The sequence below is a fragment of the Streptomyces sp. NPDC006365 genome (assembly GCF_042870755.1).
GTDB classification, from domain to species: domain Bacteria; phylum Actinomycetota; class Actinomycetes; order Streptomycetales; family Streptomycetaceae; genus Streptomyces; species Streptomyces xiangluensis.
Genome location: NZ_JBIAHS010000007.1, coordinates 419,318 through 445,160 on the forward strand (window position 1 = coordinate 419,318; position 25,843 = coordinate 445,160).

Below are 25,843 nucleotides of genomic sequence, written 5' to 3' on the forward strand. Positions count from 1 at the left end.
GCAAGTTGAGTCCACGCAAGACCCATGCGTACACACCGCTGAGTTTGAAGCGAAGAGCATGGCTGACGATTGGTGCCGTCCTCGTGGGTGGTGCGGGCGTGGTGACCTATGCGGTCGCCGGCCCCACCGATGACCCCGCCGCGACCGGCAGGGCCAAGCGGCCGGCGAAGGTCTACGACCTGGCTCTGAAGGGCACCGGCAACAGCAGGCGCGAGCTGCCGCGCACAGAGACCGAGCTGTTCTCGATGCTCGGTGTCTCCTGGACCGAGGTTTCCAAGAAGGTCCAGGGCACCGCCCAGGTGCGCACCCGCAGCACGGAGACCGGCGAGTGGACCGACTGGCAGGACCTGGAGCTCGATCTGGACCCGCCGGAGGACGCCACCGCCAAGACGCGCGGAGCCTCCGAGCCGCTGTGGGTGGGCCCGTCCGACGGCGTCGAGGTACAGGTCGTGCGCGAGAACGGCACGACAAGTGCCGGGCTGCCCAAGGGACTCGAAGTCAACCTCGTCGACCCCGGTGTGGTGACGGCCGCGGAGTCCGAGTCCACCGGCACCGAGATCGAACCGGCCGCGTACGTGGCCGAGGAGATTCCCGGCGCCGCGACCACAGAGCCCACCGAGACCGACACCGCGCCCGCGCCGAGTGAGTCCGAGAGCACCGACCCCGCCCCTGCGGAAACCACGTCCGACGCCACGGACCCCGCCTCCACGACCCCCACCGACACGGCCACGGCCACCGACACGGCGCCTCCCCCGCCCACCGAGACCAAGCCGACCGCCCCGCCTTCCACCGTCACCCAGCCGCCCGTCATCAGCCGGGCCGGGTGGGGCGCGGACGAGTCGAAGGTCGACGACCCGCCCGCGTACAACGACAAGGTGCAGTCCGTCTTCGTGCACCACACCGTCGGCTCGAACAGCTACAACTGCGCCCAGTCCGCCTCGCTGGTGCGCGGCCTCATGGCGTACCACATCGACGCCAACGGCTGGAACGACCTGGGCTACAACTTCCTGGTCGACAAGTGCGGCCAGATCTTCGAGGGCCGGGCCGGCGGCATCGACGTGCCGGTGATGGGCGCCCACACCTACGGCTTCAACAGCTATTCCACGGGCATCGCCGTGCTCGGCGACTTCGAGGGCGACCCGGCCAAGGGCATCCCGGCAGGCAAGCCGACCCGCGCCACCCAGGAGTCGGTGGCCCGCGTCGCGGCCTGGAAGCTGGGCCAGTACGGCGGTGACCCGAAGGGCACCGTCACGCTGACCGCCAAGGGCGACACCGGCGTGTGGAAGAACGGCCAGGCGGCCACCCTCAACCAGATCTCCGGCCACCGTGACGCGTTCGCCACCGAATGCCCCGGTGCCAACCTCTACTCCAAGCTCGCCGAGATCCGCCGGTACGCGGCGAGCGCCGGCAAGAACTCAGCCATCCCGACCGCCGACTTCAACCGCGACGGCATCAACGACCTGGTCGCCGGTGTGCCGAAGGCCTCGAGCAGCGTCGGAAACGTCGTCGTCGTCCCCGGCGGCACCGACGGGCCGGTCGCCGGCTCCAAGGTGAAGCTCACCCAGTCCAGCCCGGGCGTCCCCGGCGGCTCCGAGTCGGGCGACAGCTGGGGCGCGTCGACCGCCTGGGGCGACATCAACGGCGACGGCCACGCCGACCTCGCCATCGGTGCGCCGGGCGAGGACGACACCTCCGGCAACGCCGACCGCGGTTCGGTCACCGTCCTGTACGGCCCCGGCCTGAACTCCGGCTTTTCGTACGCCACTTCGGGCGTCACACGGGCCGGCGCCAAACTTGGCTCGACCGTCACGGTCGGTGACTTCAACGCTGACGGCAAGGCCGACGTGTTCGCGGCCGGCACCGGCAAGGGCGGCAACTGGAACGCACGCCTGACCGGAGGCGCCACCCAGTACGGCACGCTGACCACCGCGACCGGCTCCGTCGCCTACACCGACGCCGCAACCGGCGACTTCAACCGCGACGGCTACGCGGACGTGGCGCTCAACTACCGCGACACGTCCGGCATCGGCCGGGTCACCTGGTTCAAGGGCACCAGCACCGGCCTGACCAAGGTCAGCGTTCTCTCCGTCAAGGGCGGCCGCTCCCTCGCCGCGGCCGACGTGAACGGCAACGGCTACGACGACATCGTCATCGGCCAGCCGTACACCGCCGAGTCCGGCGCCTACAAGGGCGGCCAGGTCACCGTGATCCCCGGCACCTCGACCGGGTTCACCACCACCGGCATGCGCACCGTCCACCAGGACACCTCCGGTGTGCCCGGCGCCGCCGAGGCGGGCGACGCCATGGGCTGGTCCGTCTCGGCCAGCGACTACAACCTCGACGGCTACGCGGACGTCCTCACCGGCCTCCCGAACGAGGACATCACCCGCAGCGGCGCCAACCAGACCAACGCGGGCATGACCCTGCTCCTGAAGGGCACCTCGACCGGCCTGACCGGCTCCGGCGCACGCTCCTTCAGCCAGGACACATCCGGCATCACCGGCTGGACCGAACCCAACGACAAGTTCGGCTCCTCGGCCGTACTCCAGGACCTCTCCGGCTGGGGCCGCGCCGACCTCGCGATCGGTGCCGAGGGCGAGAACGGGTACGACGGCACGATCCTGCAACTGGACTCGGGCAGCACCGGCGTCGACACCACGAAGGGCGTGTACTACGGCCGCGACGGGCTGGGCACGCCCGGAGGCGCGCACCTGGGTCAGACCCTGACCCCGTAGACACCGCCGGCACACGACACGGCGAGCATCACCAGGGTGGGGTCCTCCACACGGAGGGCCCCACCCTGGTGCGTCACCCGCGCAGGCCCCGGCGCCTGGACCGGGGCCTGGCACCCGGCGTCAGTCATCGAGGTCCTGCGCCCTGTTCTCCCTCCGCCGCGCCGGTCACACACCGTGAACGGCTGGCTCACTGCCTTGCGGGAGGCACCGGGAAGAGCATGCAGCTGCTGGTGGCGTGGGCGAGGAGACGGTCCTTCGCGTCGACCAACTGGGCCTGAGCCAGGGCGGTTTGGCGGCCCTGGCTGACGACCGTGCCGATGGCGCGCACCGTGCCCGTGTCCACCGTGATCCGCCGCAGGAACTTCACCGTCAGATCGAGTGAGGTGTACGCCATGCCCTGCGGGAGGGTGGACTGGACGGCGCAGCCCGCCGCCGAGTCCAACAGGGTGGCGAAGATGCCGCCGTGCACGCTGCCGATGGGGTTGTAGTGCTCCTCCCCCGGCGTCAGGGAGAAGACCGCCCTGCCGGGCTCCACCTCGTCCAGGGCGAAGTCGACGGTGTAGTTGATGGGCGGCCCCGGCAGTCGCCCCGCATGCAGCTCGCGCAGGAAGTCGATGCCGGCCATACGTCCGGCTGCTTCCGCCAGGATCGCGGGATCTTCCCAGTTGTACGTACGTGTTCGTCCCACGACCGAGGCCTTCCCATCTGACTTTTGCAAGTGAAGCTAGTATCTGTGCACCTGACTGTCAATGGCGAAGCCAGAGCCGTACGATGGCGTGATGGAGTGGCTTGAGGCGAGCACGGAGAACTGCCCCGTCCAGCGCACGCTCGACGTGGTCGGGGAGAAATGGACGCTGCTGATCCTGCGGGACGCCGTCAACGGCGTCCGCCGCTTCGACGACTTCCACCGCCACATCGGCCTGTCGGAAGCCGTCCTCAGCGACCGCCTCCGCAAGCTGATCTCGGCCGGCATCCTGAAGACGGTCCCCTACCAGGAGCCCGGCAGTCGCTCCCGCAACGAGTACCGCCTGACCCGCAAGGGCTGGGACCTCTGGCCCGTCCTGATGGCACTGAGCCAGTGGGGCGAGACGTACGCCCTCGGCTCCGAGGGACCTCTTCTGGACGTCCGCCACACCGACTGCGACGCCCCGGTCCGCGTCGTCGTCGAGTGCTCAGCGGAGCACTCCACCCTCACTCCCCGTGAAGTCACCGCCCGGCTGGGACCTGGCGCCCGCCTCAGGTCCTGAAGGACGGCTTCGTACGGAATCCCGGCGTCGTGCAGCGCTGCCCGGGCGGCATCCTCGGCCATGACGGGGTAACTCGCGCTTCTGCCGGGCTTGCTGGCCACCCCGGCGGGTCCGGACACGGCAGTCAACGAGCACCGCCCGCAAAGGTCACCCATTCGACCCGAGAACCTGCGTTCCCTTCCCGAAGAACGGAGACCAAGAACGCACCCCACGGCAAGGAAGACCGTCCCGGCGCGAATGCCGAGCGCCAGCCAACCGCATCCGGCCCTGGCCTCACTCACGCTCACCAGAAGTCACTCTCGCTCAGTACACCGGCAGCAGTTCCTCACCCCCGCCACCCGCAGCTTGTCAGCCATGCGAACCCCTGTGCAGCAGACGGGATCTGACCTCGCCCTTGAGGATCTTGCCGACCTTCGACCGGGGGAGGTCCGGCCACACCTCGACCTGCTTGGGGGCCTTGACACTGCCGATGCGGGCCTTCACGAAGGCGTGCACCTCGCCGTCGGTGACGCTGTGTTCAGGGTGGAGCTGCACGACCGCCGTGACCCGCTCGCCCCACTTGTCGTCCGGTAGTCCTACGACCGCGCAGTCCTGGACGGCCGGGTGCTCCATCAGCGCCTGCTCGACTTCGGCGGAGTAGACGTTGAAACCGCCGCTGATGATCATGTCCTTCGCGCGGTCGACGATGAAGAGATAGTTGTCGGCACCGAGGTAGCCGATGTCCCCGGTGTGGTGCCATCCGTGCCGGGAGGTCTCCTCGGTGGCCGACGGGTTCTTGTAGTAGCCCGCCATCACCAGGGAGCCGCGCACCACGATCTCGCCGTGCTCACCGGGCGGCAGCAGCCGCCCCTCGCTGTCCATGATGGCGACGGTCACCAGCGGGGCAGGCCGCCCGGCGGAGGTGAAGCGCTCGACGGCGAGCGAGCCGTCGGCGTGGAAGTGGTCCTCGGGTGCCATCGTCGAGATCATCATCGGCGCCTCGGACTGGCCGAAGAGCTGTGCCATCACCGGGCCGATCCGGTCGATGGCCTCCGCCAGCCGGGCCGCCGACATGGGGGCCGCGCCGTACCAGAGGCAGCGCAGTGACGTCAGGTCGGTGGACGCCAGGTGGGGATGGCCGAGGAGCATGTAGATCAGGGTCGGGGGCAGGAATGTGTGGGTGACGCGGTGGCGTTCGATCTGCGCGAGGAAGTCGGTGAGGTCGGGGGTCGGCATGATGACGATCTCGCCGCCGAGGGTCATGACGGGGAAGCACAGCACCCCGGCCGCGTGGGTCAGCGGGGCCAGCGCCAGGTAGACCGGGCGGCTGCCGAAGGGGTAGCTCATCAGTGTCAGCGCCGACATCGTCTCGATGTTCCGGTCGGTGAGCATGACGCCTTTGGGGCTGCCGGTGGTGCCGCCGGTACCGACGAGCATGACGGTGTCGTCGGCCGGCGAAGCTTCCCACGGCTCGGCCGGCAGGCCTTCCAGCCAGCGTGCGAAGGGCGTGGCCAGGACGTGGGATCCGTCCGGGGATCCGTCGAGGCAGACCAGCGTGGTCAGCTTCGGCAGGTCCGGGAGGATCTTCGCGATCAGTGGGGCGTACGCCTCCTGGAAGATCAGGCAGGTGCAGTCGAAGAGGTCCAGTAGCTCCCGGTTCTCGGCGGCTTCGTTGCGGGGGTTGACCGGGCACCACACGGCGCCCGCCCGGGAGATACCGAAGACGCAGGAGAAGGCGGTGGGATCGTTGGCGGACAGGACCGCCACCTTGTCCCCCGGCCGTACGCCTGACCGGTCCAGGGCTCGGGCCACCCGCCAGGACAGTTCCTGGACCTCGCCATAGGTGAGGGTGCGATCCCCTGTGGTGAGGCAGGGCGCTCCGGGGCCCAGGGAGGCGCCCTTGTCGAGGTAGTCGGTCAGACGCACGGCAGCACCTTTCAGCTGTGGACGGTGAGCACCGGGTCGAGCACGAGCCCGAAACTCTTGAGTACGCCGAGCAGTTCGCGGTGGCCGAAGGCCTGGCAGGCCGAGGCCAGGCCGGCGCGCCGGGGCGGCTGCTGCAGCAGTGAGTACGCGGCGTATGCCTGGAGCAGCCCGGTCTGCTTGTAGTTGCTGTTGCCGTGGATCACGCAGTGGGCGCGGCCAAGCGGGCCCGATGCGTGCACGGAGTCCACCGAGGTGTTGATCCGGGGGTTCTCCCGGGGTGGCATGCCGGCCTGGACCGAGGCGGCCACTTCGGCCAGGGCGGCGTCCTGTTGGTCGGCCGGGAGGGTCTTGATCTGCGACTCGACCATCTTCACCGTGTCGACGACGCCCTGCATGACGGCGCGGTCCATGACCCCGCCGAGCACCCTGCAGGTCGCCACCCTGGGGTCGTTCCTGAACCACACGGGGTGGCTGGTGCCGCCCCACGGCAGGGTCAGCGCCGTTTCGTGCTGTCCGGGGACGGCGACTTCGACGGCGGTGAGCGGGTCCCACTTCTTGTACTGGTTCTCCTCCAGGTAGTGCCAGTCGGCCTTCAGGATGGTGAAGATCGTCTGCGTCGAGGCGTACGTCGGGAATCCCTTCCACAGCACGAGGATGTCGAGGGTGTCCAGTCCGGGGGTCTCCAGGCAGATGTTGGCCGCGATCTCCCCGGTGGTGTACATCTGCGCGACGCCCGGGGAGAGCAGGAGGCCCTTCTCGGCGTACTGGTCGCCCCACCGTGCCTGGGCGTCGAGGACCCAGTCCTGCTCGCCGGTGGTGTCGAGGTAGTGGCAGCCGGCCGCGAGGCCGGCCTCCACGACCTCCGGCCCGTACTTGATGAACGGGCCGACCATGTTGCTCACGACCTTGGCGCCGCGGAAGAGCTCGGTCAGCGGTCCGACAGCGTGCTCGACCTCGACGACCTCGTGGTCCACGGTGTCGATGCCGGGGACCTTGTCGAGGACTTCCTGGATGCGCGCCTTGTCGCGTCCGGCAGCGATGAAGGGGACGTTGTACTCGCGGAGGTACTCGCAGACGAGGCGGCCGGTGTAACCGGAGGCACCGTAGACGACGACGGGCTTGTCATTGCTCATGGTCATACGTCCTTTCGGAGGAGGAAGGGGACGAGGGGCCCGTCACATGCCCATGCCGCCGTCGACCGGCAGGCCGGCGCCGGTGATGAAGCGGGCGCCGTCGGAGGCGAGGAAGACCACCGCGTCGGCCATGTCGGCGACCTCGCCGAGCCGGCCGAGCGGGGTGAGGCCGATGACGTCGCCGACGGCCGCCTCCGCGCTGGGCCAGAGGCCGAGGGTCACCATGTCGGCCGCGAGCTTGGCGCCCATTTCGGTCGGTACCAGTCCGGGATAGACGCAGTTGACGCGTACGCCGTAGCCGAGCTTGCCGGACTCCAGCGCGGCCACCCGGGTGAGCCGGTCGACCGCCGACTTCGTCGCGGCGTAGCCCGCGATGCCGGGGAACGGGATGGTCGCCGCGACCGACGAGATGTTGACGACCGCACCGCCACCGCCGGCCGGCCCGTCGGGGCGCATCGCGCGGAACGCGTGCTTGACGCCGAGCGCCGTCCCGAGGACGTTCACCTCCAGCATCCGGCGGACGTCGGCCGGGTCGAGGTCGACGACCAGACCGGAGAGCTCGACTCCGGCGTTGTTGACGACGATGTCCAGGCCGCCCAGCTCGGCGATCGTCTGGGAGACGGCCGATTCCCAGCTCGCGTCCTCGGTCACATCGAGTGAGACGAACCCGGCGGTGGCGCCGGACTCCCTCAGCGCATCGGCCGTCGCCTTGCCCAGTTCCTCCTGGACGTCGCCGATGACGACGGCGGCGCCGGCCCGGGCAAGCGCCTCGGCCATCCCCGCACCCAGTCCGCGGGCACCGCCCGTCACCAGGGCCTTGCGTCCGGTCAGGTCGTACACACTCATGGAACATCTCCTCATTGAGATGGCTGCACTGCGTGACAGCGCCGCACGCTCAGCCGCAGGCCGACAGGCCGGACCGTGAGACGCAACGCCAGCGTAGGCACTTCTGACAGTCGTCAAGACTTCCTTGGACGATCGTCAAGATTTTTGCCGGAGCCGGTCACGGGCCGCGATAACCTGGTGCGGGACCCGCACGGTGCGGGCGGGCGGAAGGGCCGACGTAGGCGGGGAGACATGCTGTGACCCAGGTCGTGGGCAAGAACCAGGATCGGATCTCCCGGCGGCAGGTCGACAAGTTCGCCGAGCGGCGGGCCCAACTCGCCGCGTCCGCACTGCGGACCCTGTCCGAGCTCGGCTATGCCCGTACGAGTCTGCGCGAGATCGCACAGAACTCCGAGTTCTCCCATGGCGTCCTGCACTACTACTTCCGCGACAAGGTGGAGCTGATCACCTACTGCGTGCGGCAGTACAAGGCGGAGTGCGTCACCCGCTACGACCGGATAGTGATCACCGCCGGCTCGGCCGAGGAGCTCAAGCACGGCTTCGGCACGGCGATGGCCGGCACGTTGCGTGAGGACGCGACGATGCACCGGCTGTGGTACGACCTCCGGAATCAGGCCTTGTTCGAGGAGTCGTTCCGCGACGATGTCCTCGAGATCGACGAGAGCCTGGAACAGATGATCTGGCGCATCGTCAGCCAGTACGCGGAACTCGTCGGCTCACCCGCCGCAGCCTCCCCCGCGATGGCGTACGCACTCTTCGACGGGCTGTTCCAGCAGGCACTGCTCAGGTACCTGACCGGTCACGACAGTGCCCCGGCCGATCTGCAGGCAGGTGTGGAACAACTCTTGGAGCGGTTGGTCCCCCACGCGTGAGTCGGAAGGTGCGCGTGAGCCCGGCGCCCTGGATGTTCTGCCCACGGAAGTTGGGGACAGCGATCACTGACGTGTGCCTGTGCCTACCCGGGTCCTGTTCGTCGGCGCCTCCCGTGCCCACCGGCTGACCCGCGCAGGTGGTGCAGGGCTCGTGCGGCGGCATGGGCGCCGCACATTCCGTGCGCGCCCGGGCCGGGCGGGGTGGCCGCGGAGCACAGGTAGTGGCCGGGCAGACCGACGTCGTAGGGCTGCAGGGTGAGCCGTGGGCCGGCGATCAGCTGGGGGATGTCCTTGGCGCCGGTCATGATGTTGCCGCCGACGTAGTTCGGGTTGTACGAGGCGAATCCGGGCGTGGTGCGCACGGCGGTGCCGATGATCCGGTCCCGGAATCCCGGGGCGAACCGTTCGATCTGGGCAGTGATCGCTTCGGTGGCGTCGCCGGAGTAGCCGTTCGGGACATGGGCGTACGTCCACACGGGGTGCACGGTGCCGGCCGACCGCGACGGGTCGGCCAGGTACTGCTGCCCGACCAGGACGAAGGGCCGCTCCGGCATCCGCCCGGCGTGGATCTCGCGCTCGGTGGCGGCGATCTCGGCGAACGTGCCGCCGACGTGCACCGTGCCGGCCCGCCGTGCCGCTTCGACGGTCCAGGGGACTCCGCCGTCGACCGCGAAGTCGACCTTGAATGCCCCCGGGCCGTAGCGGAACCGCCGGTAGGAACGTGCCACCCGCGGCGGCAGCCGGTCGCCCAGGATGTCCGCCAGGGCTGTGGGGGTCACGTCCCAGACGGTCACGTCCGTGGGCGGCAGCTCCGAGACCGACCGCACCGGGACACCGGTCTCGATCTTTCCGCCGAGGTCCAGCAGCAGCGCCGCCATGGCGTCGGTGATACGGCGCGATCCCCCTTCCGCGACGGCCCAGCCATGACGGTGCCCGGCGGTGAGGATGCCGAGCCCGATGCTGGCGCTGAGCGGCCGGTGCAGGGGATGGAAGGCGTGCGCGGCGACTCCGCCGAAGAGCGCCCGGGCCTCCTCACCGGTGAACATCTTCGCCAGTAGCGACGCGGGGGCCAGGGCGGGGATGCCGAAGCGGGCGAGGTGCACGGGGTGCCGTGGGATCCGCAGCAGCGGGCCGAGGATGTCGTCGCTCAAGGTGTCGTACGCCGCTGACGGGCCGTCGACCAGCCGACGCCAGCGCCGGCCGTCGGCGCCGAGACCGGCGGCGGTCTCGGCGACCGAGCGGTGCAGCACCCCGGCCGTGCCGCCGTCGAGCGGATGGACGCAGTCGATCTCCGGCAGCGTCCACTTCAGCCCGTAGCGGGCCAGGCCGAGGCTCTTCAGGAACGGTGATCCGACGGCCATCGGGTGGACGGCGGAGCAGTGGTCGTGCAGCAGTCCGGGAAGGATCGCCTCACCGGAGCGCGTGCCGCCGCCGATCTCGTCGGCCGCCTCCAGCACCGTGACCTGTACGTCCGCCCGGGCCAGGGCGATGGCGGCGGCGAGGCCGTTGGGGCCTGCGCCGACCACGGTCGCTGTGCTCATGTCGGCCTCTCCTTCCTGGGGTTCTTCCTCAGGTTTCCCAGGGTTGTTCCTTGAGGTTGTTCCCAAGGGGTTGTTCCTGGGGTTCTTCCTGCGACTCGGCCGGGATGCATGCGGTTGTTCTACGGTGCCAGTTGTTCCGCCACGTCGGGCCGCACCGCCGACGCAGGCGTCGGCTGCGCCCGTGTCCAGGTGACGTCGAGCGGGATCGGGCCGTTCGGCAGCCACGGCTGCTCCTCGACCGCGTCGGCGACCTTCCACGTGCCTCGCTCGATCACCCCGAGCGCGGCGTCGATCACCTGGTACTGCTGAGTCCCGCGGTGGATGGGCTGCGACTCCACCCAGACGATGATCCACTCCCCGGGCGCGAACCCGATCCGCGACTGCACGGCGTTGATCAGGTCGATGTTGTGCAGGTGGCCGTCGCCGAAGTTGAACCCGATCAGCGAGTTGCACGCGAACTCGGCCTCCCGCACGGTGCGTCGGTCCAGATCGGGAAGGTTCCTCAGCAGCACCGAGAACAGGCCGCGGCCCTGGCTGTGCATCGACCGCCAGGCGATCGTCTGCTGCATGGTGACCTCGGCGACCGCCTGCGGGTAGCCCATCGCCTGGAGCTGGTCGACCTGGTTCTTCGTCGGTCGGTGCGGCAGCGAGTTCAGCTTCTCCTCCGCGCCCGGCGCGAAGGCCCAGAGCGCGGAGGCCCAGTTGCCCGCGTACTGCCGCATCGATGGCAGGAACGACACCAGGTCCGGGCGCAGGTTGCCCAGGATCGGGAAGAACGCCAGCCCGGCGGCGATTCCGGCGGCCAGCCATGGCGAGGACATGTCGCCGACGCCGAACCCGTCCCAGGCCGGGAAGCCGAGGAACAGGAAGACCGAGAGGTACGCGAACAGGAGGTTCCACTCCAGCGGCACCGCCAGCGGGAACGTCGAGGTGATGAACAGGTGGAAGACGACCATCAGCACGACCCCGGCGATGGTGAGCCAGCGGTTCGTGGAGAACAGCAGCACCAGCGGGGTGACGATCTCGACGGTCGAGCCGCCGACGTGCGCCATGAAGGTCGCGGTCCTCGACGGGCGGACGTCGCGGGGAAAGTCACGGTAGTGCAGCCGCTTGATCCACTTCGCCGGGACGAAGGGGCTGTTGGAGATCATCGGCGAGACGACGTTGGTGAAGTGCCGCCCGAACTTCGAGATCCCGGCGCCGAGCCAGACCGCGCAGATCAGCAGCTTCGCCGCGATGACCATGTCGGTGAACGGCAGGACCGCGAAGAACACCAGCGCGGGCAGGTATTGCTCGCCCCGGGCGGCCAGGAAGACCGTCTTGTCCCGCAGGCCGTTCAGCACGTACAGCACGATCGGCGCGACCAGCAGGGACGGGCGCACCAGCCCGGAGGTGTTGTCCGGCAGCACCTCGGTGAGCGACGCGCTCGGCACGCCGGGCATCAGGACCGCCACCAGCAGGGACACCAGGAAGGCCAGGTAGAGCAGTACATCGCCCACCGTTCGGCGGTCCCCGCTCGTGAACGGCACCCGCTTCCACGGCCGCAGCCGGATGGTGCCGGGGCGGGCCCAGAAGAGGATGCCGCCGGTCATCGGCTTGAACTTGCCGGCGATCGGGCCCCACGACCCCGCCACCCCGACCGTCTCGAGGAAGACCGTCCAGAGCACCAGTTTCTGGTAGACGACCGGCTGGTTCCACCAGTGCGTGACATCCCAGAACGGGCCGGTGTCCGAGGTCCAGGTCGCCAGGGCCGTACCCCCGAGAACGTAGAGAAGGAGGACCTTGACCACATAGGTCGCCGGAATCATTTTCGGCGTGCCGAAGCCGTATTCCACCCAGTGCAGGGCCAGCGCTCTCAGGCGTTCCTGAAGCGGCTTCTCCGGAAACGTCTCCAGGTCCACCGGCGGAAAGTCACCCGTCTTGAATCCCATTGTTCCCACCTTTCGTGTGCCGTTTTCGGGCATGACGGCCCGCACCCGGAAATCCCCGGGTGAATACAGAGCCTGAATACTCAGCGTGATCACCGGGCGTGATTGCCGGGCGTGAATCCTTTTAAGAGTTCAAGATGATGGAGCGAAGGCGCCGTTTGTCGATCTTTCCCACCGGATTCCTCGGCAGCGACTCGGTGACGACGACCGTCACCGGTACCTTGATCCGGGCCAGCGAGCCGCGGCAGTGCTCGATGAGCTCACCGGCGGTGACCACCGCGCCCGGCAGCGGCACGACGTGCGCGACCGGGACCTCCCCGAGCACCGGATCGGGGGCGCCCACCACCGCCGCCTCCAGCACCGCCGGATGGGTGTGCAGAACGTTCTCGATTTCCTTGGGGTAGATGTTCTCCCCGCCGCGGATGATCATGTCCTTGATCCGGTCGACCAGGACGAGATAGCCGTCGGCGTCGAAGCGCCCGACGTCGCCCGTGTGCAGCCAGCCGTCGACGATGGTTCTCGCGGTCTCGTCCGGCAGTCCGAGGTAGCCGCGCATGACGTTCGGGCCCCGGACCACCACCTCGCCCGCCGACCCCGCGTCGAGAAAGTTGCCTTCGCCGTCCATCACGGCGACGGTCTGCCCGGGCAGCGGGAGCCCGACCGTGCCGGGCTTGCGCGGCCCGGCGAGCGAAGCGAGATGGGGGTGCCCCCGGCCGGAGGCTGGGGGAGGGTTCAGCGTCGAGGCACAGGTGCCCTCGGACAGCCCGTAGCCCTCGACGATCGGCACGGCGTACCGGTTCTCGAACCGGGTGATCAGCTCGGCGGGCATCGGCGCGGCCCCGCAGATCACCCGACGCAGCGACGAGGTGTCCGGGCGCACCTCGTCGGGCAGCGACACCAGCATCGCGTAGATCGCCGGTACCGCCGAGAAGTAGGTGGGCCGGGCACGTTCCACCGAGGCGAAGAACGTCGACGCCCGGAACCGGCCGGCGATCGTCGCGCGCCCTCCCGCCAGCAGCGGCGACAGCACGCTCACCACGATCCCGTTGACGTGGAACAGCGGCAGGACCAGCAGGCTGTGGTCGGTCTCGTCCAGGCCGAGAGTGTCAATGATCATCCGGCACATCGCGGCGACGTTGGCGTGGTCGAGCATCACGCCCTTCGGGCGTCCCGTGGTTCCGCTCGTGTAGATGATCAAGGCGAGAGCGTCGGCTGTCCGATCACCGGCGTCCACGACGGTGTCCTCCGCACTCTCCGCGCCCTCCGCGCCCTCCGCCGCGAGCGAGTCGTCCACGACGGTAGCCACGTCGAGCGTCCCGACGGCACGGGCGCTGTCGTCGGTGATCACCACCTTTGCCGCGGAATCCTCGATCTGATGGCGGGCCTCGGCATCGGTCAGCCCCGGATTCACAGGCGTGACAGCGGCGCCCAGCCGCCATGCCGCGAACATGATGACGACGAGTTCCAGGCGATTCGGCAGAACCACCGCCACCACATCCCCGGCTCCTATTCCGTGAGCACGCAAGACAGCCGCCGCGGTCCGGACCCGCTCCAGGAACTCCAGATTGCCCAGCTGCTCGTGGTCGTCCCCGATACAGGGGGCCGTGGGATTCCGGGCGGCCCGGACATCCGGCAATTCGGCGATATGCAGCACGTTTCCTCACCATTGAGTCGCACCGTGACGAAGGTAGTGAGGAAAAAGGTAGAGAGGACGAACGCGGCCGACTATGGGCTTGCGCCCCAGCCCGGACCCGCCGCTTTGTGCCACCGGCACAAAGTCGACCCGAAGTCGCCGAACGCCCGCCCCGGATCCCGCTCCAGGCGGGGCGCCGGGCGTGTTCAGCCGGGGCTCCGCGCCCGTGTGAACCCGCCCAGCGGGATCCGCCGCACCGCCGGCCACTTTCCGGACAGGAACCGTTGGCCTAACGTCCCGGTATGAGCCCCGATGCCGACGGAGTCGTGCGGGATGTCGCCAAGGGCATCCAGGCCGATCTCGAGCACCTCACCGGCGAGATGACCTCGATGTTCGTCGACGTCATCCCCGAGTTCCGCCACGACGACGCCGTACGGCGGCTGATGGTCGCGAGCACTTCCTCGAACCTGACGGCCATCCTCGACATGCTGGCGCTGAGCATCTCCCTCGACGACATCACCGTGCCGCCGGCCGCGGCCGAGTACGCCCGCCGCTTCGCCCAGCACGATCTGTCACTGGAAGCGCTGCTCCGTGCCTATCGCCTCGGCGAGCACATGGTCCTGCAGTGGGCCATGACCGCCCTTCGGCGTCTCGACCTGCCCACGGACGAGGCACTGGCGGCGACAAGCCGGATCGCGCTCCTGATCAACAGCTATATCGACCAGGTCATCGAGGGTGTCATCGACATCTACGAGAACGAACGCAGACGTTGGGACGCCCGCTCCGACGCGACCCGCGCCGCCCAGGTCCGCGCCGTGCTCGACACCGACGGACTCGACCTCGCCTCGGCCGAGAAGATGCTGTCGACGTCTCTTCGTGGCTGGCACCTCGCCGCGATCATCTGGAGCGGGCCCGGCTCACCCGGCCTCGCCTCGGTCCAACTCCGCGCGGGCGCGGCGATGCTGGGCGCGGCCACCGGCAAGGCGCCGCTGACGATCTCCGCCGACGAGCAGACCTGCTGGGCGTGGATCTCCTCCACCGGCAAGCCGGCCCTCGACCTCCCCCGGCTCGAAAGCGAACTCCGCGAGCACCCCACGCTCCGTATCGCCATCGGAGACCCGTCGTCCGGACTCGACGGATTCCGTCAGACGTTCCGGGACGCGCAGCGTGCCCGCGACGTCGCCGCCACCGGAGCCGACCCGGACCGCGTGCTCGTCCTCCACTCCCAGGTCGCGCTGGTCGGCCTCCTCGTCGATCACCTCACCGATGTCAGAGCCTGGGCCGGTCGCGTCCTCGGCGACCTCATGCGCGACGACGAGGCCACGGTCCGCGTGCGCGAGACCGTGCAGGTCTTCCTCGACGCACGAGGCAGCTTCACCGACGCCGCCGCTCGTATGCACATCCACAAGAACACGGTCCACTACCGCGTGCGCAAGGCCGAGGAGATACTCGGCCACCCGCTCACCGAGAACCGCCTGGACATCGAGGTGGCCCTGCGGGCCTGCGCGCAGCTCGGCATCCGGTACGCCGAGGGCGCATAGAAGCGCGGTGCCCGCCGGTGACGCCAGGCTCGGCGCGAGCGACAGGGCGTGCGGTACGGTCGCCGCCGCGCCGGCCCCCATAAGGGCCCGGGAAGCACAGGGCCAGTACGGCCGGGAGCAGTGTCATGGCCACGGTCAGCATGACGGCGACGGCCACCATGACGCCGAAGGCCATGGAGCGGAACACGGGCGCACGTACGAGCAGCAGACCAGCGACCGAGATCAGCACAGTGAACCCGGAGAAGAGCACGGCCTTGCCGGCGCTGGCCATGGTGGCGCCCACCGTCTGCGCGATCGGGCGGTTGGGCTGCGCCTGGAGCTCCTCACACTGGCGGGTGACGATGAACAGGCAGTAATCGATGCCCAGCGCCAGGCCGAGCATGGTGACGACGGCTTGGACGAAGGTGTCGAAGCTCGTCAGATAACTGAGCGCGCCCAGCACTCCGAACGACGTCATCAGCGCGGCCACGCCCAGCAGGATCGGCAGGCCGGCCGCCACCAGGGTCCCGAACGCGACCAGCAGCACGAGCAGCGCGATGGGCACGCCGATGGACTCGGCACGTGCGAGGTCCTTGTCCTCCTGCTCGATCACGGCGGCGTTCAGCGCGCTGGAACCGGTCAGCATGACGTCGACACCGACGCCAACACGAAGCCGACGCCATGCAGGCCGTGATGGGCAGCGAGACACCGGCCGCCGACCGCCTGCAGCATCTGGTGCGTGCATTCGCCAGCGACCTGACGAAGAACCCCGACCGGGCTCCCTTGGCCCTGGAACTTCTCGCCCTGGCCCGCACCATCCCCGACATCCGTACCTGCTTCGACTCCCATCACGAACAGTTCGTCGAGCACATCGCAACTCTGCTGGCCCAAATGAGCAGTTCCGGCGCACGCAAGCCCGACACGCACCTTGCCGCCCTGGCTTTCGCATCCATGATCGACGGGATGGTGCTGCGCTGGACCCTGGCCAGGTCTCCGTTCGATCTGGAGAGCGCATTGTGGGAGGCCACACAGGTCCTGCTTCGGGGGGTGGCGACGCCTCAGGGGCTCTGAGCAGCGACGAAGCCGCAGCGAACTCCGAACTCGTAGACCAGGCACATCTGACAGTCATGCGGCCGCGGCCGCCACTACCGATCGGCGCGGTGACAGGCACTGGCCAGGACGCCGCCTACTCCCAGACGGAGGGCCTCGCCCTGGCCGCGAAGAACCTGCACAGCGCGGCGGCCGGGGTGTCGCCCGGCCGCTTACGGGGCGACACCCACCCTGCGAAAAGCGTGAACGATCTGGACAGTTTCGCGGGCACTCAGCCAACGCCGGGGTGTTATCGAAGGTCCACCCACAGCGCGGAGGCGACCGCGCGAATGTCGCCCCCCGCCGTGGCCAGAGCAACACCCATCTGGTGTTTCCGTCCTACCTCCGAGATGACCCACGCGTAGGACACGAGCCGTGAGGAGACCGGCACCGGCCGGAGCAGCCGTGCCGTGAGCGAGGCCGTCACGGCCCCCTCCCGCAACCTCCCCCGCAGCCGACCCGCCGCGTTCCCGGGGCAGTCGAGCGCCCCCCACACCAGCTCCGCCCGCAGGTTCCCTTCCGTGTCGGCGACTGCGGGCCCGGCCGTCCACGCCGCGGCCACCAGTTCCCGTCCTGGCACGACTCCGCAGTGCAAGCGCAGCCCGGTGTCGGGCGTGCGGTCAAGTCCACACCCGAAGCAGTCCACAGCCCCCTTCGGCGGAGCCGCGCGGTACGCCTCGGCTGCCGCCGATGCCTCGTCCCAGGAGGGCGGTTCGGGGATTTCGAGGTCCGGTTCGTCGGGCGTGGCCACCGCAAGCACCCCGTCCGCACCGGTCAGCACAGCCCCGCCATCGGCGGTCTCCGTGAGACCCACCGGCACCTCAACCGGGGTCGGCCGTCGGAAGTCCACCCGTACGGTCTTGGCCGCCGCCCGCCCGGCGAGCATCCCCGCTATGTATCCGCCGAACGCCACCCCGGGATACCCCCGCAGAAGCCGGGGCACCGTGATCGTCTCGATGTCGGTCATGGCGTCCACTCCACCACACCTACGTTGTCCGGGGAGGGCGGCGGCCAATTGCGGTTCGGCAGTGAGCAGCTCCAGCAGCGTCTCGCGCTCGTCGGCCTTGGCCCCGCTCAGGGCACCGTCTCGGGCTCAAATGATCCTTGGCTGCTCAAGAGGAGCGGGTCTGTGGGAGGCAGCAGTTCACGAGGCCCACCCCCGGCTGACCATCACGCTTAGGGCCGTCCTTGTCGTCGACTGGGTGCCACCCCACGGTCCATGGGACGACCAGATCACCTTCGTTTTCGACGCCGGAACCCTCGACGACCACACCGCCACCGCACTTCGCCCCCGCGACAACGAGTTGTCGGAACTGAGGTGCCTCCCCCTCCCTCAGCGACCCCGGGCACATAGCAATCGGCGATCCGCGTCTGACCGCGGGCTTCCGACGGCGTGAAACGACTGACGCCCACCCAGCACCGTTGACAATCGCCCGTCCCGAACCGACACTCACGTGCCAGCCAAGGGTGAACCAACTTTCACCACACGAACACCTGCGACCGTCTACTCCTCACTCCAACCCCCCACGCGAGAAGGAGCTAGCCCTATGCACTTGCGCATACGCTCATCGTCAGGACGGTCGCCCTCGCGGCGCGTTCCCCTGGCGCTGGCGACGGCAGCCACAGCGGTGGCCGCAGCGACGGCCCTCGTCACGACCGCAGGGGCAGCCACCCCCTCCCCCACAACCGCGAAGACTCCCGAGGTACAGGTGACCAAGAACCTCGCCTACGCGCCCGCCCAGCCCGCCGGCACCGAGGGCCACCTGCTCGACCTGTACGTGCCCCGTTCCAAGCAGCCCGTCCCGCTGGTGATCTCGACCCGCGGCTCCGCCTGGCTGGCCGACAACGGACGCCGGGACGCCGACAAGGTGGCCGCCGAACTCAACCCGGCCGGGTACGCCGTCGCCGGCGTGTCCATCCGCTCCAGCTCCCAGGCCCGGTTCCCGTCCCAGCTCCACGACATCAAGGCCGCCATCCGGTGGCTGCGCGCCAACGCCAAGAAGTACAACCTCGACCCCGAGCGCGTCGCGATCATGGGCGACTCGTCCGGCGGCTGGACCTCCGCGATGGCCGCCGTCACCAGCAACAACCCCGCGATGGAAGGCGAGGTCGGCATAAGCGGTCCCTCCAGCGCCGTGCAGGCGGCCATCCCGTTCTACCCGCCGACCGACTTCCTCCAGATGGACGCTCACATGCCGGACAACTGCGAGGAGTTCAACGCCATCATGAGGATCACGGGCTGCCACAACGACCCACGCTCGCCCGAGTCGCTGGTCCTCGGCTGCACCATCACGGAATGCCCCGACAAGGTCGCCGCCGCCAACCCGCTCACCTACGTGGGCAAAAGGCCCATCCCGCCGACTCTGATCTTCCACGGTGAGCCGGACGCCCTCGTCCCCTACCACCAGGGCCGCCTGCTGTTCGAGAAGCTGGCCGCCGACGGCCACGACACAGGCATGTACTCCTTCCCGAAGGCAGCCCACGGCACGCTCTTCGACATGCTCACCGACGACACGGTCCGCGAAGGCGCCTACAGCGAGACCGCCCGAAGCGGCCACACAACACCCGACCACCCGGCCACCCCGACCTGGAACACCATCATCACGTTCCTGAACAGGCACCTGCGCTAGCACCGTAGGACCGCACAGCGGACGCCATGACGGCCGGTCCTGCCCTTGCGTGGCCTGCAGGACCGGCCGCTGTCCCCATTGAGCCCCATTCGATCGTCATCCTGGGCGCCTCCTGTGCGACCCGCGTCATCACACACCGGGCTGGTCGCAACGAGGCCGAGCATGGTGCGGGTTAGGAGCGAGCCGGCAGGAGTCCTGAGCCACGACGGCCCCGGTGCTCGAGGTGACCGATCGTCACGATCGGATCCCTGTCCGGCCCCGCACGATGCCGAACAGGCCATTCCGTGGTGCAGTCGACTCATGGCCTCACCGCCCCAGGACGACCAGGACACCCCGGCGCCTTCCCAGGCCCGCGAACGCCCCTCTTGGCTGATCGACATCGTGGTCGCCCTGCTGTTCCTGATCGCGGACGCGGTCATCGTCGTCGTCGCCGTGATGCTGCTCTTCATGGTCGGCATGGGCACACAGGCGCCGCGCTCCTCCGCAACCGTGCATTCCCGCGACGTCCCCGTCCTGATGTGGCTCACCATCTGGGGCGTCCCCGCCGTGGCGGCGACCAGCGCCGTCGTGCACACCCGCCTGAGGATGCCGGTCACCGCCGTCGTGCAGACCCTGTTCACGCTCGCCTGCACGATCCTGGCCGTGGCGGGGACGCGAATGCTGCTGTCGTGACCGCGCACAACCGGCGCCGGTCAGCGCACGCCGACCACGAACGTTCCGCTGCGCGGTGGTGTCGGGTTCTTGCCGAGCAAGTAGCCACCCTCGATGCCCCCGGCCCCCTTCGCCGGGCGGAACCCGATATCAGCGAACACGGTGACGGCGAGCCCACACCTGCTGTCCGCGCAGCCTCAGCCCAGTGAGTGCCCGCTCGGTCCGGTTCCTTTCTGCGAACCGCGCTGTCGAGCGGGATGGCCGGCACATGCTGGACCGGCTGGTCGGCCAAGAGCTCGGCTGACCGCGTCAGTTCCTCACTCCCCGGGGAGGCCGTACTCCGCCCAGACCGTCTTGCCCGGGCCGTCCGGGCGCGGATGCCAGTCCCAGCGGGTGGCCAGGTGGGATACGAGGAGCAGGCCGTGGCCCGACTCCCCCGTGCGGGTCGGGTCCGGCACGGCCGGGCGCCGCGGGAAGCGTTCGGCGCGGGTGTCGGTGACCTCGACGCGTACGGTGCGACCGTCGGCCGGGACGTGCGCACGCAGGTGGAAGTCCCGGCCGGGCACGCGGCCGTGCGTCACGGCGTTCGCCGTCAGCTCGGCGGTGATCAGCACGATCGCGTCATGGGCCGTGGTGCCGTACGGGATGCCCCAGGCGTCCAGCCGGACGGCCACCAGGCGGCGGGCGAGCCGGGCTCCGCGGGGTGTTGAGGTGAAGCACATCCCGAAGGTGCGGTCAGCCGGTTGGGGAACGGGGCTCAAGTCCGGGGCAGGGGGTGTGAGTTGTGTGGTGCTGGTGGGGCTGTCGGGCTTCGTCGTCATGGTCACCACGGTCCCCTTGGTGGCGTAGCGTGACCAGTCATAACGCACCGACGTGGACCGGTTGTACGCGCCGCGTGTGTGCGGGTACGAGGCGCGCGGCGTGACGGCGTCCCCCGCCGGGGCGTTGGGCTGGGGAGGCGGTAGCTGATGACAGAGCGTACGAGTGAGGCCGCGGGAGCGGAGTCCGTTCCGGGCGGTGACGGTGGAGCGGTCGTGAACCTCGGGGATGGTTGGGAGAGCGACGACGGGGGTGGGCTGCGACCCCAGGACGAGGCCGGGCGGGGCGTCGTCACGGCGTTCGGGCAGACCATGAAGACGCTACGGGTCCGGGCGGGGCTGGAGCGCGAGGAGTTCGGGAAGCGACTCGGCTACTCGGCCTCGACGATCGCGTCGTTCGAGCAGGGGCGAAGGATTCCGTTGCCGCGGACCATCGAGCGGGCGGACCAGGTGCTGCGGGGCGATGGGTTGTTGTGCCTGTGGATCGAGCAGGTGGAGCGGGCTCAGTATCCGGTGTTCTTTCGGGGGATGGCGGCGCTGGAGAAGGAGGCCATTGAGCTGCTCTCGTACAGCACGCTGGTCCTCAACGGACTGGTTCAGACAGAGGAGTACATGCGGGCGGTGCTGGCCATGCGACGCCCGGTCCTGGACCAGGAGACCATTGAGCTGCGGGTGGCGGCGCGACTGGCCCGCCAGGACATCTTCGACCGCTGGCCCGCCCCACTGCTGAGCTTCGTGATCGAAGAGGCGGTGCTGCGACGCCGATACGGCGGAAAAGACGTGCTGCGGGGGCAGTTGGAGCACCTGCTCCTGATCGGCCAGAAGCGGAACGTAGAGATCCAGGTCATGCCGCTCGACTGCGAAGAAAGCGCAGGCGTGGACGGGCCGTTCGCCGTCGTCACACGCAAGGACGGCAAGAAGTTCGTGTACGCCGAGGCACAGGGGACCAGCGCCCTGCAGACCGACCCGGAACAGGGGGCCCTCGCCGCAGCACGCTATGGGATCATCCGATCGCAGGCTCTCAGTCCGCGAGAGTCACTGAAGCTCATCGAAGGGTTGCTGGGATCGCTATGAACAACGCTGAGTCCTCGACCGTCGCCGCCGGCCTCGTCTGGATCAAGAGCAGCTACAGCGGAGCCGAGGGCGGCGAGTGCGTAGAGATCGCGACCGGCACGGCAGTTGTGCACGTCCGGGACTCCAAGGCCGTCGCCGGACCCGTCGTCACGGTGTCACGTGAGGCGTGGGCAGGGTTCGTCGGGTCGGCCCCGTTGGAGCGGTGTCTCTGACGCTCGTACGGTCACGTGAGCCCTGCCGGTTCCTCTCGGATGGCAGGGCTCACGCGGCGTCCTAGGCCTTTCTGTCCCTGCTTCCTCGGTACGGCATGAACGCGGACGACTCAAGCAGCCGACTGACCCCGACCTGAGCCGATCCAAGATCTTGTGACTCCCCACCCCGAGGTGTGCAGTCAACGTCTCCCTACCGGCGAAAATGGACGGACACCGGCTTTCCGCAATTGGCCAACGGACTTACCTGTCCTCATATTCCGTGTCCGCCGCCGGGGCTCACCTGCGCCCCGTTCACGAATGGAGGGCACATCCCGCGCGCCCGGGCCAGCCCATCCGACACGGATCCACGGCGACGTCTCCACGGCGTGCCGAACGCTCAACTCCCGCCGCAGACACGGCCATCAGCGCCGATCCACCTCATGCGTCAACCGCTGAAAAGGAGCGGTTGCAGTGCAGTCCGGGCGAACCGGCAGATCTCGACCGGCTCCCGCAGAAGCTCGGATTCATAGGCATTTATTACTGGTTCCTTACCGCTCGCCTCCGACAATCACAGCGAGACGTGCACCGGAGATGCCAGGTGCCGCCCAGTCGATGGGAGCTTGCTGTGACGCACGACTCGGACCAGGAACACCCCGGCCACGACCCGCACTCGGGCGCGGGCGTCGACGCGGATTGGGAGGTTTTCTCCGGTCCGGCCGGGCCGGAGAGGGAGCCCGGGGCGCTCGCCGCCACGCTTGAGCGGTGGCAGCGGCAGCCCGCCCGGGCGCGGACGGTGACCACAGTGGCCGCCGTCGCCGTGCTGGCCCTCGGCGGCGGGGTCGCCTACGCCACGACCTCGGGAGAGCCTTCCGGCGGGACTACGCCCGCGGCGGCTGCCTCCGACTCGGCACCCCCGTCGCCCGACGACTCCGACGACTCCCGCGACCGCCCCCGGGGCGGCCCGTGGTTCGGGCTGGGCGGCGGCGTGCACGGCGAGTCGACCGTCCAGGACCCCGACTCCGACGAGTGGGTGGTACGGGCCTGGCAACGGGGCACCGTCGAGAAGGTGGACGGCGACCAGGTCACCGTCAAGAGCGAGGACGGCACCGAGTGGACGTGGACGGTGGACGAGGACACCCGCGTGCGCAGCATGGACCGCACGTCGGACTCCGGGGCGGACGACCTGAAGGAGGACGACACGGTCTACCTGACCGGCATCCGCTCCGACGGCGACCTCACCGCCGACTACGCCGTGTCGGGCACCTTGGAGGACAAGGACTCGGACTCGCGTGACCGGCGCGACTGGCGCGGCGGCTTCCCGGGCCCCTGGGGTGGGGAGAAGGAGGACCGCACCCCGTCGGCGGACAGCTGAGCGACGGCGCCCACGGGCGCGCCCCACGGGTCTGCCGTAGGCCACGCGATCAGTCGCGGGCCGCGCGGATCACCCCTGCCGGAGGCGCCGCCGGGTGGCCGGTGAGAAGGGGCCTTGGTGGCAGACGAGTCGGGCTGTACGCCGGGGACAATCGCCACAACGCTACGACCTGCACAAACATGCAGGATGGCCCCCACCACGGCTACTTACACTTCCCGACCTCCTCCACGCCTGCGCAGCAGCGCCTCCGGTACATCACCAACGAGGCGCGAGTGCGTCAGCCTCCCGGGAGCAGCGACGGGGGCTGTCACGCAGACGCGTCAGCCCAACTTAGTCGGAGCATGTACGCGGTCCTTGCGCTCTGCGCCAGCTGCTCGCGAAGCTCCGGTGGCAGCTTCCCCTCGGGATCCATCCGGCGTTTAAATCGATCAAGGAACGCCTTCTTTCCCGGCGCCCTGCTCGCGGCCCGGTCACTGATGTTCGCCCATGACGCCTTTCCGGGCACCTACGCGGCGTTCTGTGCGGCGAGAGCAAGCTTGCGGTGGGTGCGGACCATCATGGCGCGGGCCATGAAGGGGTGGACCCTCTTCACAGCACCCCAGTAGAGCCTGGATCGCCATGCGTTCGTCTTTACCGAGCTGCAGAGGGTGACGTACTTCTCGTCGATGACGATCGAGGCCCAGGCGTCGAGACCGGCTGTGCTCACGTCCATGAGCGCCTCGCCGTCCTGCTGCGCCGCGATCGGGAAGGCGTCACGCAGGATACCCGTCCAGGCCGCCGGATCGCGCGGCATTCCCGGCCGCAGCTCCATGGCGTACGCGTCCTGATAGTCGGGCCGGTCCACGGCTGTCCTGATCAGTCGGGCGCCTTCGGGAAACCCCACCGCTACGGGCTTGTCCTTGAGCATCACGTACCTCCATACGCTAGCGTATGGAAAACCATACGGTAGCGTATGGACATGGTGCAACGGCAGCAGACCAAGAAGGCCAGGCTCAGCGCCCGCGACTGGGCAGATGCCGCGCTCGCCGCCATTGGCGAAGGCGGCGGCCTCGCGGCGGTGGCTGTCGAACCGCTCGCTGCCCGCCTCGGCGCCACGAAGGGCAGCTTCTACTGGCACTTCGGCAATCGCGAGGCACTGATCGAGGCCGCTCTCACCCGATGGATCGAGGCGGACACCGAGGAGATCATCACGGCCGTGGAGACCGAGCCGGACCCGGAGAAGCGTCTGCGCAGACTGTTCACCGAGATCACCAAGCCGGACACCGCCGATCCGCTCGAGGTATCACTGCTCGCCAGCACCGACCACCCTCAGGTCGCCGCCGCCCTGCGGCAGGTCACCGAGCGTCGGATCGGTTACCTGACCGGGCTCTTCACCGAACTCGGCTTCGCCGAGGACGAGGCGCGGCGGCGCGGGCTGATGGCGTACAGCTTCTATCTGGGACACACCCAGCTCGGCCATGCCGTGCCGTCCGCGCTGCCGTCGCGCGAGGAGTTCCCCGCGTACGTGGAGGAGACCATGGATGCACTTCTCCGGCGCGAATAGCGCCCCGTCAGGGGCGCGGGGAACTGCGCGACAAGCCTCCCACGGGCCCGCAAGTTCATCATCGTTCTTCCAGCGGAGCGCTCAGCACGGTAATGCCGCGGCGCAGTCATGCCTCGCTGGTTCCGCTGTGAGCAGGCCGAGTTCGACCGCGTGCACTCCGGCCTGGAAGCGGGATACGGCTCCCAACTCCTGCATCAGCTCAGCGACATGACGGCGATAGGTGCGGACCGACAGGCCGAGGCTCTGGGCGGCGGCCTCATCGGTGTTTCCCGAGGTGAGACAGCCAAGCACCTGGCGGGCGATCTCGGTCCGGCCGCGTGCGGAGACCCGGCGGTAGCTCTGCGCCGGTGTCGCACTGGACCAAGCGCCCGTGAACAGGGTGTCCAGCGCCCGCAGCACCATCGGAACGCGGATGGTCACGGCCTGCGGGCCTGCCACTCCGAACTCGGCGCGCATCAGGGCCATCCGCCCGTCCACGATCAGCACTTCCTGGTGCTGATGCGCCGAGATCCTGACGTCGAAGGCCGGCCGTGGGGGCAAGGGAGCCAGGTGACGCCGGACATTGCGGTCGTCGAGGATCCCCGGACCGCCGAGCACACGGACTCCGACACCAGCGGCGGAGATCTCACGCAGCATGTCGAGAAGGCTGCTCAGGGCCTCCGACATGGTCACCCGACACGGCAGTGCCAGTGAGACCGAGCGACGCGCGGTGGAGATCAGGCGCGCGGCGCTCCGCCGAATCCGCTCATTGCTGGGATCAGCCACCACGGTCAGCGCGCCCTGGGCGGCGCCCGCCCGGTGCCGGGTCTTGGAGACCGCGTCGTCGACCAGTGCCCGCATCCGGAGCAATGTCTGTTCCAGTTCGTCTCCCCCGCCGGATTCCTCGCTATGGCCGAGGCCGAGCCTTGAACTCGCCATGTTTGTCCCTCCTGTTCGGTCATCGCCGACGCGACTCCGCGCCTGCCTGTGCGGTGTTGTCAGTCCTTGATTTCGCAGATGAAGGCGCCGGAGGTGACGGAGGCGCCGATCTCCGCGGTCAAGCCCTTGATGGTGCCTGAGCGGTGGGCGTTCAGGGGTTGTTCCATCTTCATGGCCTCCAGGACGACGATCAGGTC

24 protein-coding genes are annotated in these 25,843 nt (G+C 69.1%); 11 read left to right on the forward strand and 13 right to left on the reverse strand.

Features of this window, described 5'->3' with window-relative positions:
- The first annotated feature begins 44 nt into the window (after positions 1 to 44).
- Entirely contained in the window at positions 45 to 2,735 is a 2,691-nt protein-coding gene (locus tag ACFYO0_RS22175) for an FG-GAP-like repeat-containing protein (protein WP_388678501.1), read from the forward strand.
- 187 nt (positions 2,736 to 2,922) lie between these two features.
- Here ACFYO0_RS22175 and ACFYO0_RS22180 read toward each other — a convergent pair whose 3' ends face one another.
- Positions 2,923 to 3,423 (reverse strand): PaaI family thioesterase, encoded by a 501-nt coding sequence (locus ACFYO0_RS22180; protein ID WP_388678504.1) that lies wholly within the window; start codon positions 3,421 to 3,423, stop codon positions 2,923 to 2,925.
- Positions 3,424 to 3,514: 91 nt separating this feature from the next.
- Between ACFYO0_RS22180 and ACFYO0_RS22185 the strand changes: the two genes are divergently transcribed.
- Entirely contained in the window at positions 3,515 to 3,982 is a 468-nt protein-coding gene (locus tag ACFYO0_RS22185) for a winged helix-turn-helix transcriptional regulator (RefSeq protein WP_388678507.1), read from the forward strand.
- A gap of 348 nt (positions 3,983 to 4,330) precedes the next feature.
- On the opposite strand, the gene ACFYO0_RS22190 is transcribed toward ACFYO0_RS22185, so the two are convergent.
- The 3 genes from ACFYO0_RS22190 to ACFYO0_RS22200 are packed head-to-tail and all read right to left on the reverse strand — an operon-like array spanning position 4,331 to position 7,866.
- Positions 4,331 to 5,887, reverse strand: coding sequence for a long-chain fatty acid--CoA ligase (locus ACFYO0_RS22190; RefSeq protein ID WP_388678510.1), 1,557 nt, complete (start codon positions 5,885 to 5,887; stop codon positions 4,331 to 4,333).
- 11 nt (positions 5,888 to 5,898) lie between these two features.
- Positions 5,899 to 7,020 (reverse strand): DUF5938 domain-containing protein, encoded by a 1,122-nt coding sequence (locus tag ACFYO0_RS22195; protein WP_388678513.1) that lies wholly within the window; start codon positions 7,018 to 7,020, stop codon positions 5,899 to 5,901.
- Positions 7,021 to 7,062: 42 nt separating this feature from the next.
- Positions 7,063 to 7,866, reverse strand: coding sequence for an SDR family NAD(P)-dependent oxidoreductase (locus ACFYO0_RS22200; RefSeq protein WP_388678515.1), 804 nt, complete (start codon positions 7,864 to 7,866; stop codon positions 7,063 to 7,065).
- Positions 7,867 to 8,102: 236 nt separating this feature from the next.
- On the opposite strand from ACFYO0_RS22200, the gene ACFYO0_RS22205 reads away from it, so the two are divergent.
- Entirely contained in the window at positions 8,103 to 8,738 is a 636-nt protein-coding gene (locus ACFYO0_RS22205; RefSeq protein WP_388678517.1) for a TetR/AcrR family transcriptional regulator, read from the forward strand.
- 83 nt (positions 8,739 to 8,821) lie between these two features.
- Here the strand turns inward: ACFYO0_RS22205 and ACFYO0_RS22210 are convergent, their stop codons facing one another.
- The 3 genes from ACFYO0_RS22210 to ACFYO0_RS22220 form a co-directional block, all read right to left on the reverse strand.
- Complete coding sequence (locus ACFYO0_RS22210; RefSeq protein WP_388678520.1) at positions 8,822 to 10,279, reverse strand: phytoene desaturase family protein; 1,458 nt, start codon at positions 10,277 to 10,279, stop codon at positions 8,822 to 8,824.
- Positions 10,280 to 10,398: 119 nt separating this feature from the next.
- The gene (locus tag ACFYO0_RS22215) at positions 10,399 to 12,210 is read right to left on the reverse strand and encodes a DUF3556 domain-containing protein (RefSeq protein ID WP_388678522.1); all 1,812 of its coding nucleotides are present in this window, start codon (positions 12,208 to 12,210) and stop codon (positions 10,399 to 10,401) included.
- Positions 12,211 to 12,331: 121 nt separating this feature from the next.
- Positions 12,332 to 13,861, reverse strand: coding sequence for a class I adenylate-forming enzyme family protein (locus ACFYO0_RS22220; protein ID WP_388678525.1), 1,530 nt, complete (start codon positions 13,859 to 13,861; stop codon positions 12,332 to 12,334).
- Between the two features lie 281 nt (positions 13,862 to 14,142).
- Here ACFYO0_RS22220 and ACFYO0_RS22225 point away from each other — a divergent pair, with 281 nt between their 5' ends.
- Entirely contained in the window at positions 14,143 to 15,381 is a 1,239-nt protein-coding gene (locus ACFYO0_RS22225; RefSeq protein ID WP_388678527.1) for a helix-turn-helix domain-containing protein, read from the forward strand.
- Here the strand turns inward: ACFYO0_RS22225 and ACFYO0_RS22230 are convergent.
- Positions 15,302 to 16,006: an MMPL family transporter gene (locus ACFYO0_RS22230; protein WP_388678530.1), complete on the reverse strand. Its 705-nt coding sequence runs from the start codon at positions 16,004 to 16,006 to the stop codon at positions 15,302 to 15,304. The two genes, ACFYO0_RS22225 and ACFYO0_RS22230, sit on opposite strands and share 80 nt — an antisense overlap.
- Before the next feature lie 35 nt (positions 16,007 to 16,041).
- Here ACFYO0_RS22230 and ACFYO0_RS22235 point away from each other — a divergent pair, with 35 nt between their 5' ends.
- Positions 16,042 to 16,431: a TetR family transcriptional regulator C-terminal domain-containing protein gene (locus ACFYO0_RS22235; RefSeq protein WP_388678532.1), complete on the forward strand. Its 390-nt coding sequence runs from the start codon at positions 16,042 to 16,044 to the stop codon at positions 16,429 to 16,431.
- 268 nt (positions 16,432 to 16,699) lie between these two features.
- On the opposite strand, the gene ACFYO0_RS22240 is transcribed toward ACFYO0_RS22235, so the two are convergent.
- On the reverse strand, positions 16,700 to 17,416 hold the full coding sequence (locus tag ACFYO0_RS22240; RefSeq protein WP_388678535.1) for a hypothetical protein: 717 nt from the start codon (positions 17,414 to 17,416) through the stop codon (positions 16,700 to 16,702).
- 580 nt (positions 17,417 to 17,996) lie between these two features.
- Between ACFYO0_RS22240 and ACFYO0_RS22245 the strand changes: the two genes are divergently transcribed.
- Together ACFYO0_RS22245 and ACFYO0_RS22250 are read left to right on the forward strand one after the other, a co-directional pair.
- Positions 17,997 to 19,079, forward strand: coding sequence for an alpha/beta hydrolase fold domain-containing protein (locus tag ACFYO0_RS22245; RefSeq protein WP_388678537.1), 1,083 nt, complete (start codon positions 17,997 to 17,999; stop codon positions 19,077 to 19,079).
- A 300-nt stretch (positions 19,080 to 19,379) separates the two neighbouring features.
- A complete protein-coding gene (locus ACFYO0_RS22250; RefSeq protein WP_388678540.1) occupies positions 19,380 to 19,751 on the forward strand; it encodes a hypothetical protein in 372 nt (123 codons plus the stop codon).
- 296 nt (positions 19,752 to 20,047) lie between these two features.
- Here ACFYO0_RS22250 and ACFYO0_RS22255 read toward each other — a convergent pair whose 3' ends face one another.
- Positions 20,048 to 20,551 carry an ATP-binding protein gene (locus ACFYO0_RS22255; protein WP_388678543.1) on the reverse strand — a complete coding sequence of 168 codons (504 nt, stop codon included), beginning with the start codon at positions 20,549 to 20,551 and terminating at the stop codon, positions 20,048 to 20,050.
- Between the two features lie 147 nt (positions 20,552 to 20,698).
- Between ACFYO0_RS22255 and ACFYO0_RS22260 the strand changes: the two genes are divergently transcribed.
- From ACFYO0_RS22260 to ACFYO0_RS22270, 3 genes are all read left to right on the forward strand, one after another.
- Positions 20,699 to 21,622: a helix-turn-helix domain-containing protein gene (locus ACFYO0_RS22260; protein ID WP_388678546.1), complete on the forward strand. Its 924-nt coding sequence runs from the start codon at positions 20,699 to 20,701 to the stop codon at positions 21,620 to 21,622.
- Entirely contained in the window at positions 21,619 to 21,834 is a 216-nt protein-coding gene (locus tag ACFYO0_RS22265; RefSeq protein WP_388678548.1) for a DUF397 domain-containing protein, read from the forward strand. The genes ACFYO0_RS22260 and ACFYO0_RS22265 overlap by 4 nt, the downstream gene beginning before the upstream one ends.
- Before the next feature lie 604 nt (positions 21,835 to 22,438).
- Positions 22,439 to 23,185 (forward strand): hypothetical protein, encoded by a 747-nt coding sequence (locus tag ACFYO0_RS22270; RefSeq protein ID WP_388678551.1) that lies wholly within the window; start codon positions 22,439 to 22,441, stop codon positions 23,183 to 23,185.
- Between the two features lie 505 nt (positions 23,186 to 23,690).
- On the opposite strand, the gene ACFYO0_RS22275 is transcribed toward ACFYO0_RS22270, so the two are convergent.
- Positions 23,691 to 24,092 (reverse strand): hypothetical protein, encoded by a 402-nt coding sequence (locus tag ACFYO0_RS22275; protein ID WP_388678554.1) that lies wholly within the window; start codon positions 24,090 to 24,092, stop codon positions 23,691 to 23,693.
- A gap of 45 nt (positions 24,093 to 24,137) precedes the next feature.
- Between ACFYO0_RS22275 and ACFYO0_RS22280 the strand changes: the two genes are divergently transcribed.
- Complete coding sequence (locus ACFYO0_RS22280) at positions 24,138 to 24,728, forward strand: TetR/AcrR family transcriptional regulator (RefSeq protein WP_388678556.1); 591 nt, start codon at positions 24,138 to 24,140, stop codon at positions 24,726 to 24,728.
- 81 nt (positions 24,729 to 24,809) lie between these two features.
- On the opposite strand, the gene ACFYO0_RS22285 is transcribed toward ACFYO0_RS22280, so the two are convergent.
- Together ACFYO0_RS22285 and ACFYO0_RS22290 are read right to left on the reverse strand one after the other, a co-directional pair.
- Positions 24,810 to 25,646, reverse strand: a complete 837-nt coding sequence (locus tag ACFYO0_RS22285; protein ID WP_388678559.1) for a LuxR C-terminal-related transcriptional regulator — start codon at positions 25,644 to 25,646, stop codon at positions 24,810 to 24,812.
- A gap of 59 nt (positions 25,647 to 25,705) precedes the next feature.
- A partial coding sequence (locus tag ACFYO0_RS22290; protein ID WP_388678599.1) for an acetyl-CoA carboxylase biotin carboxyl carrier protein subunit occupies positions 25,706 to 25,843 on the reverse strand: 138 nt, incomplete at its 5' end.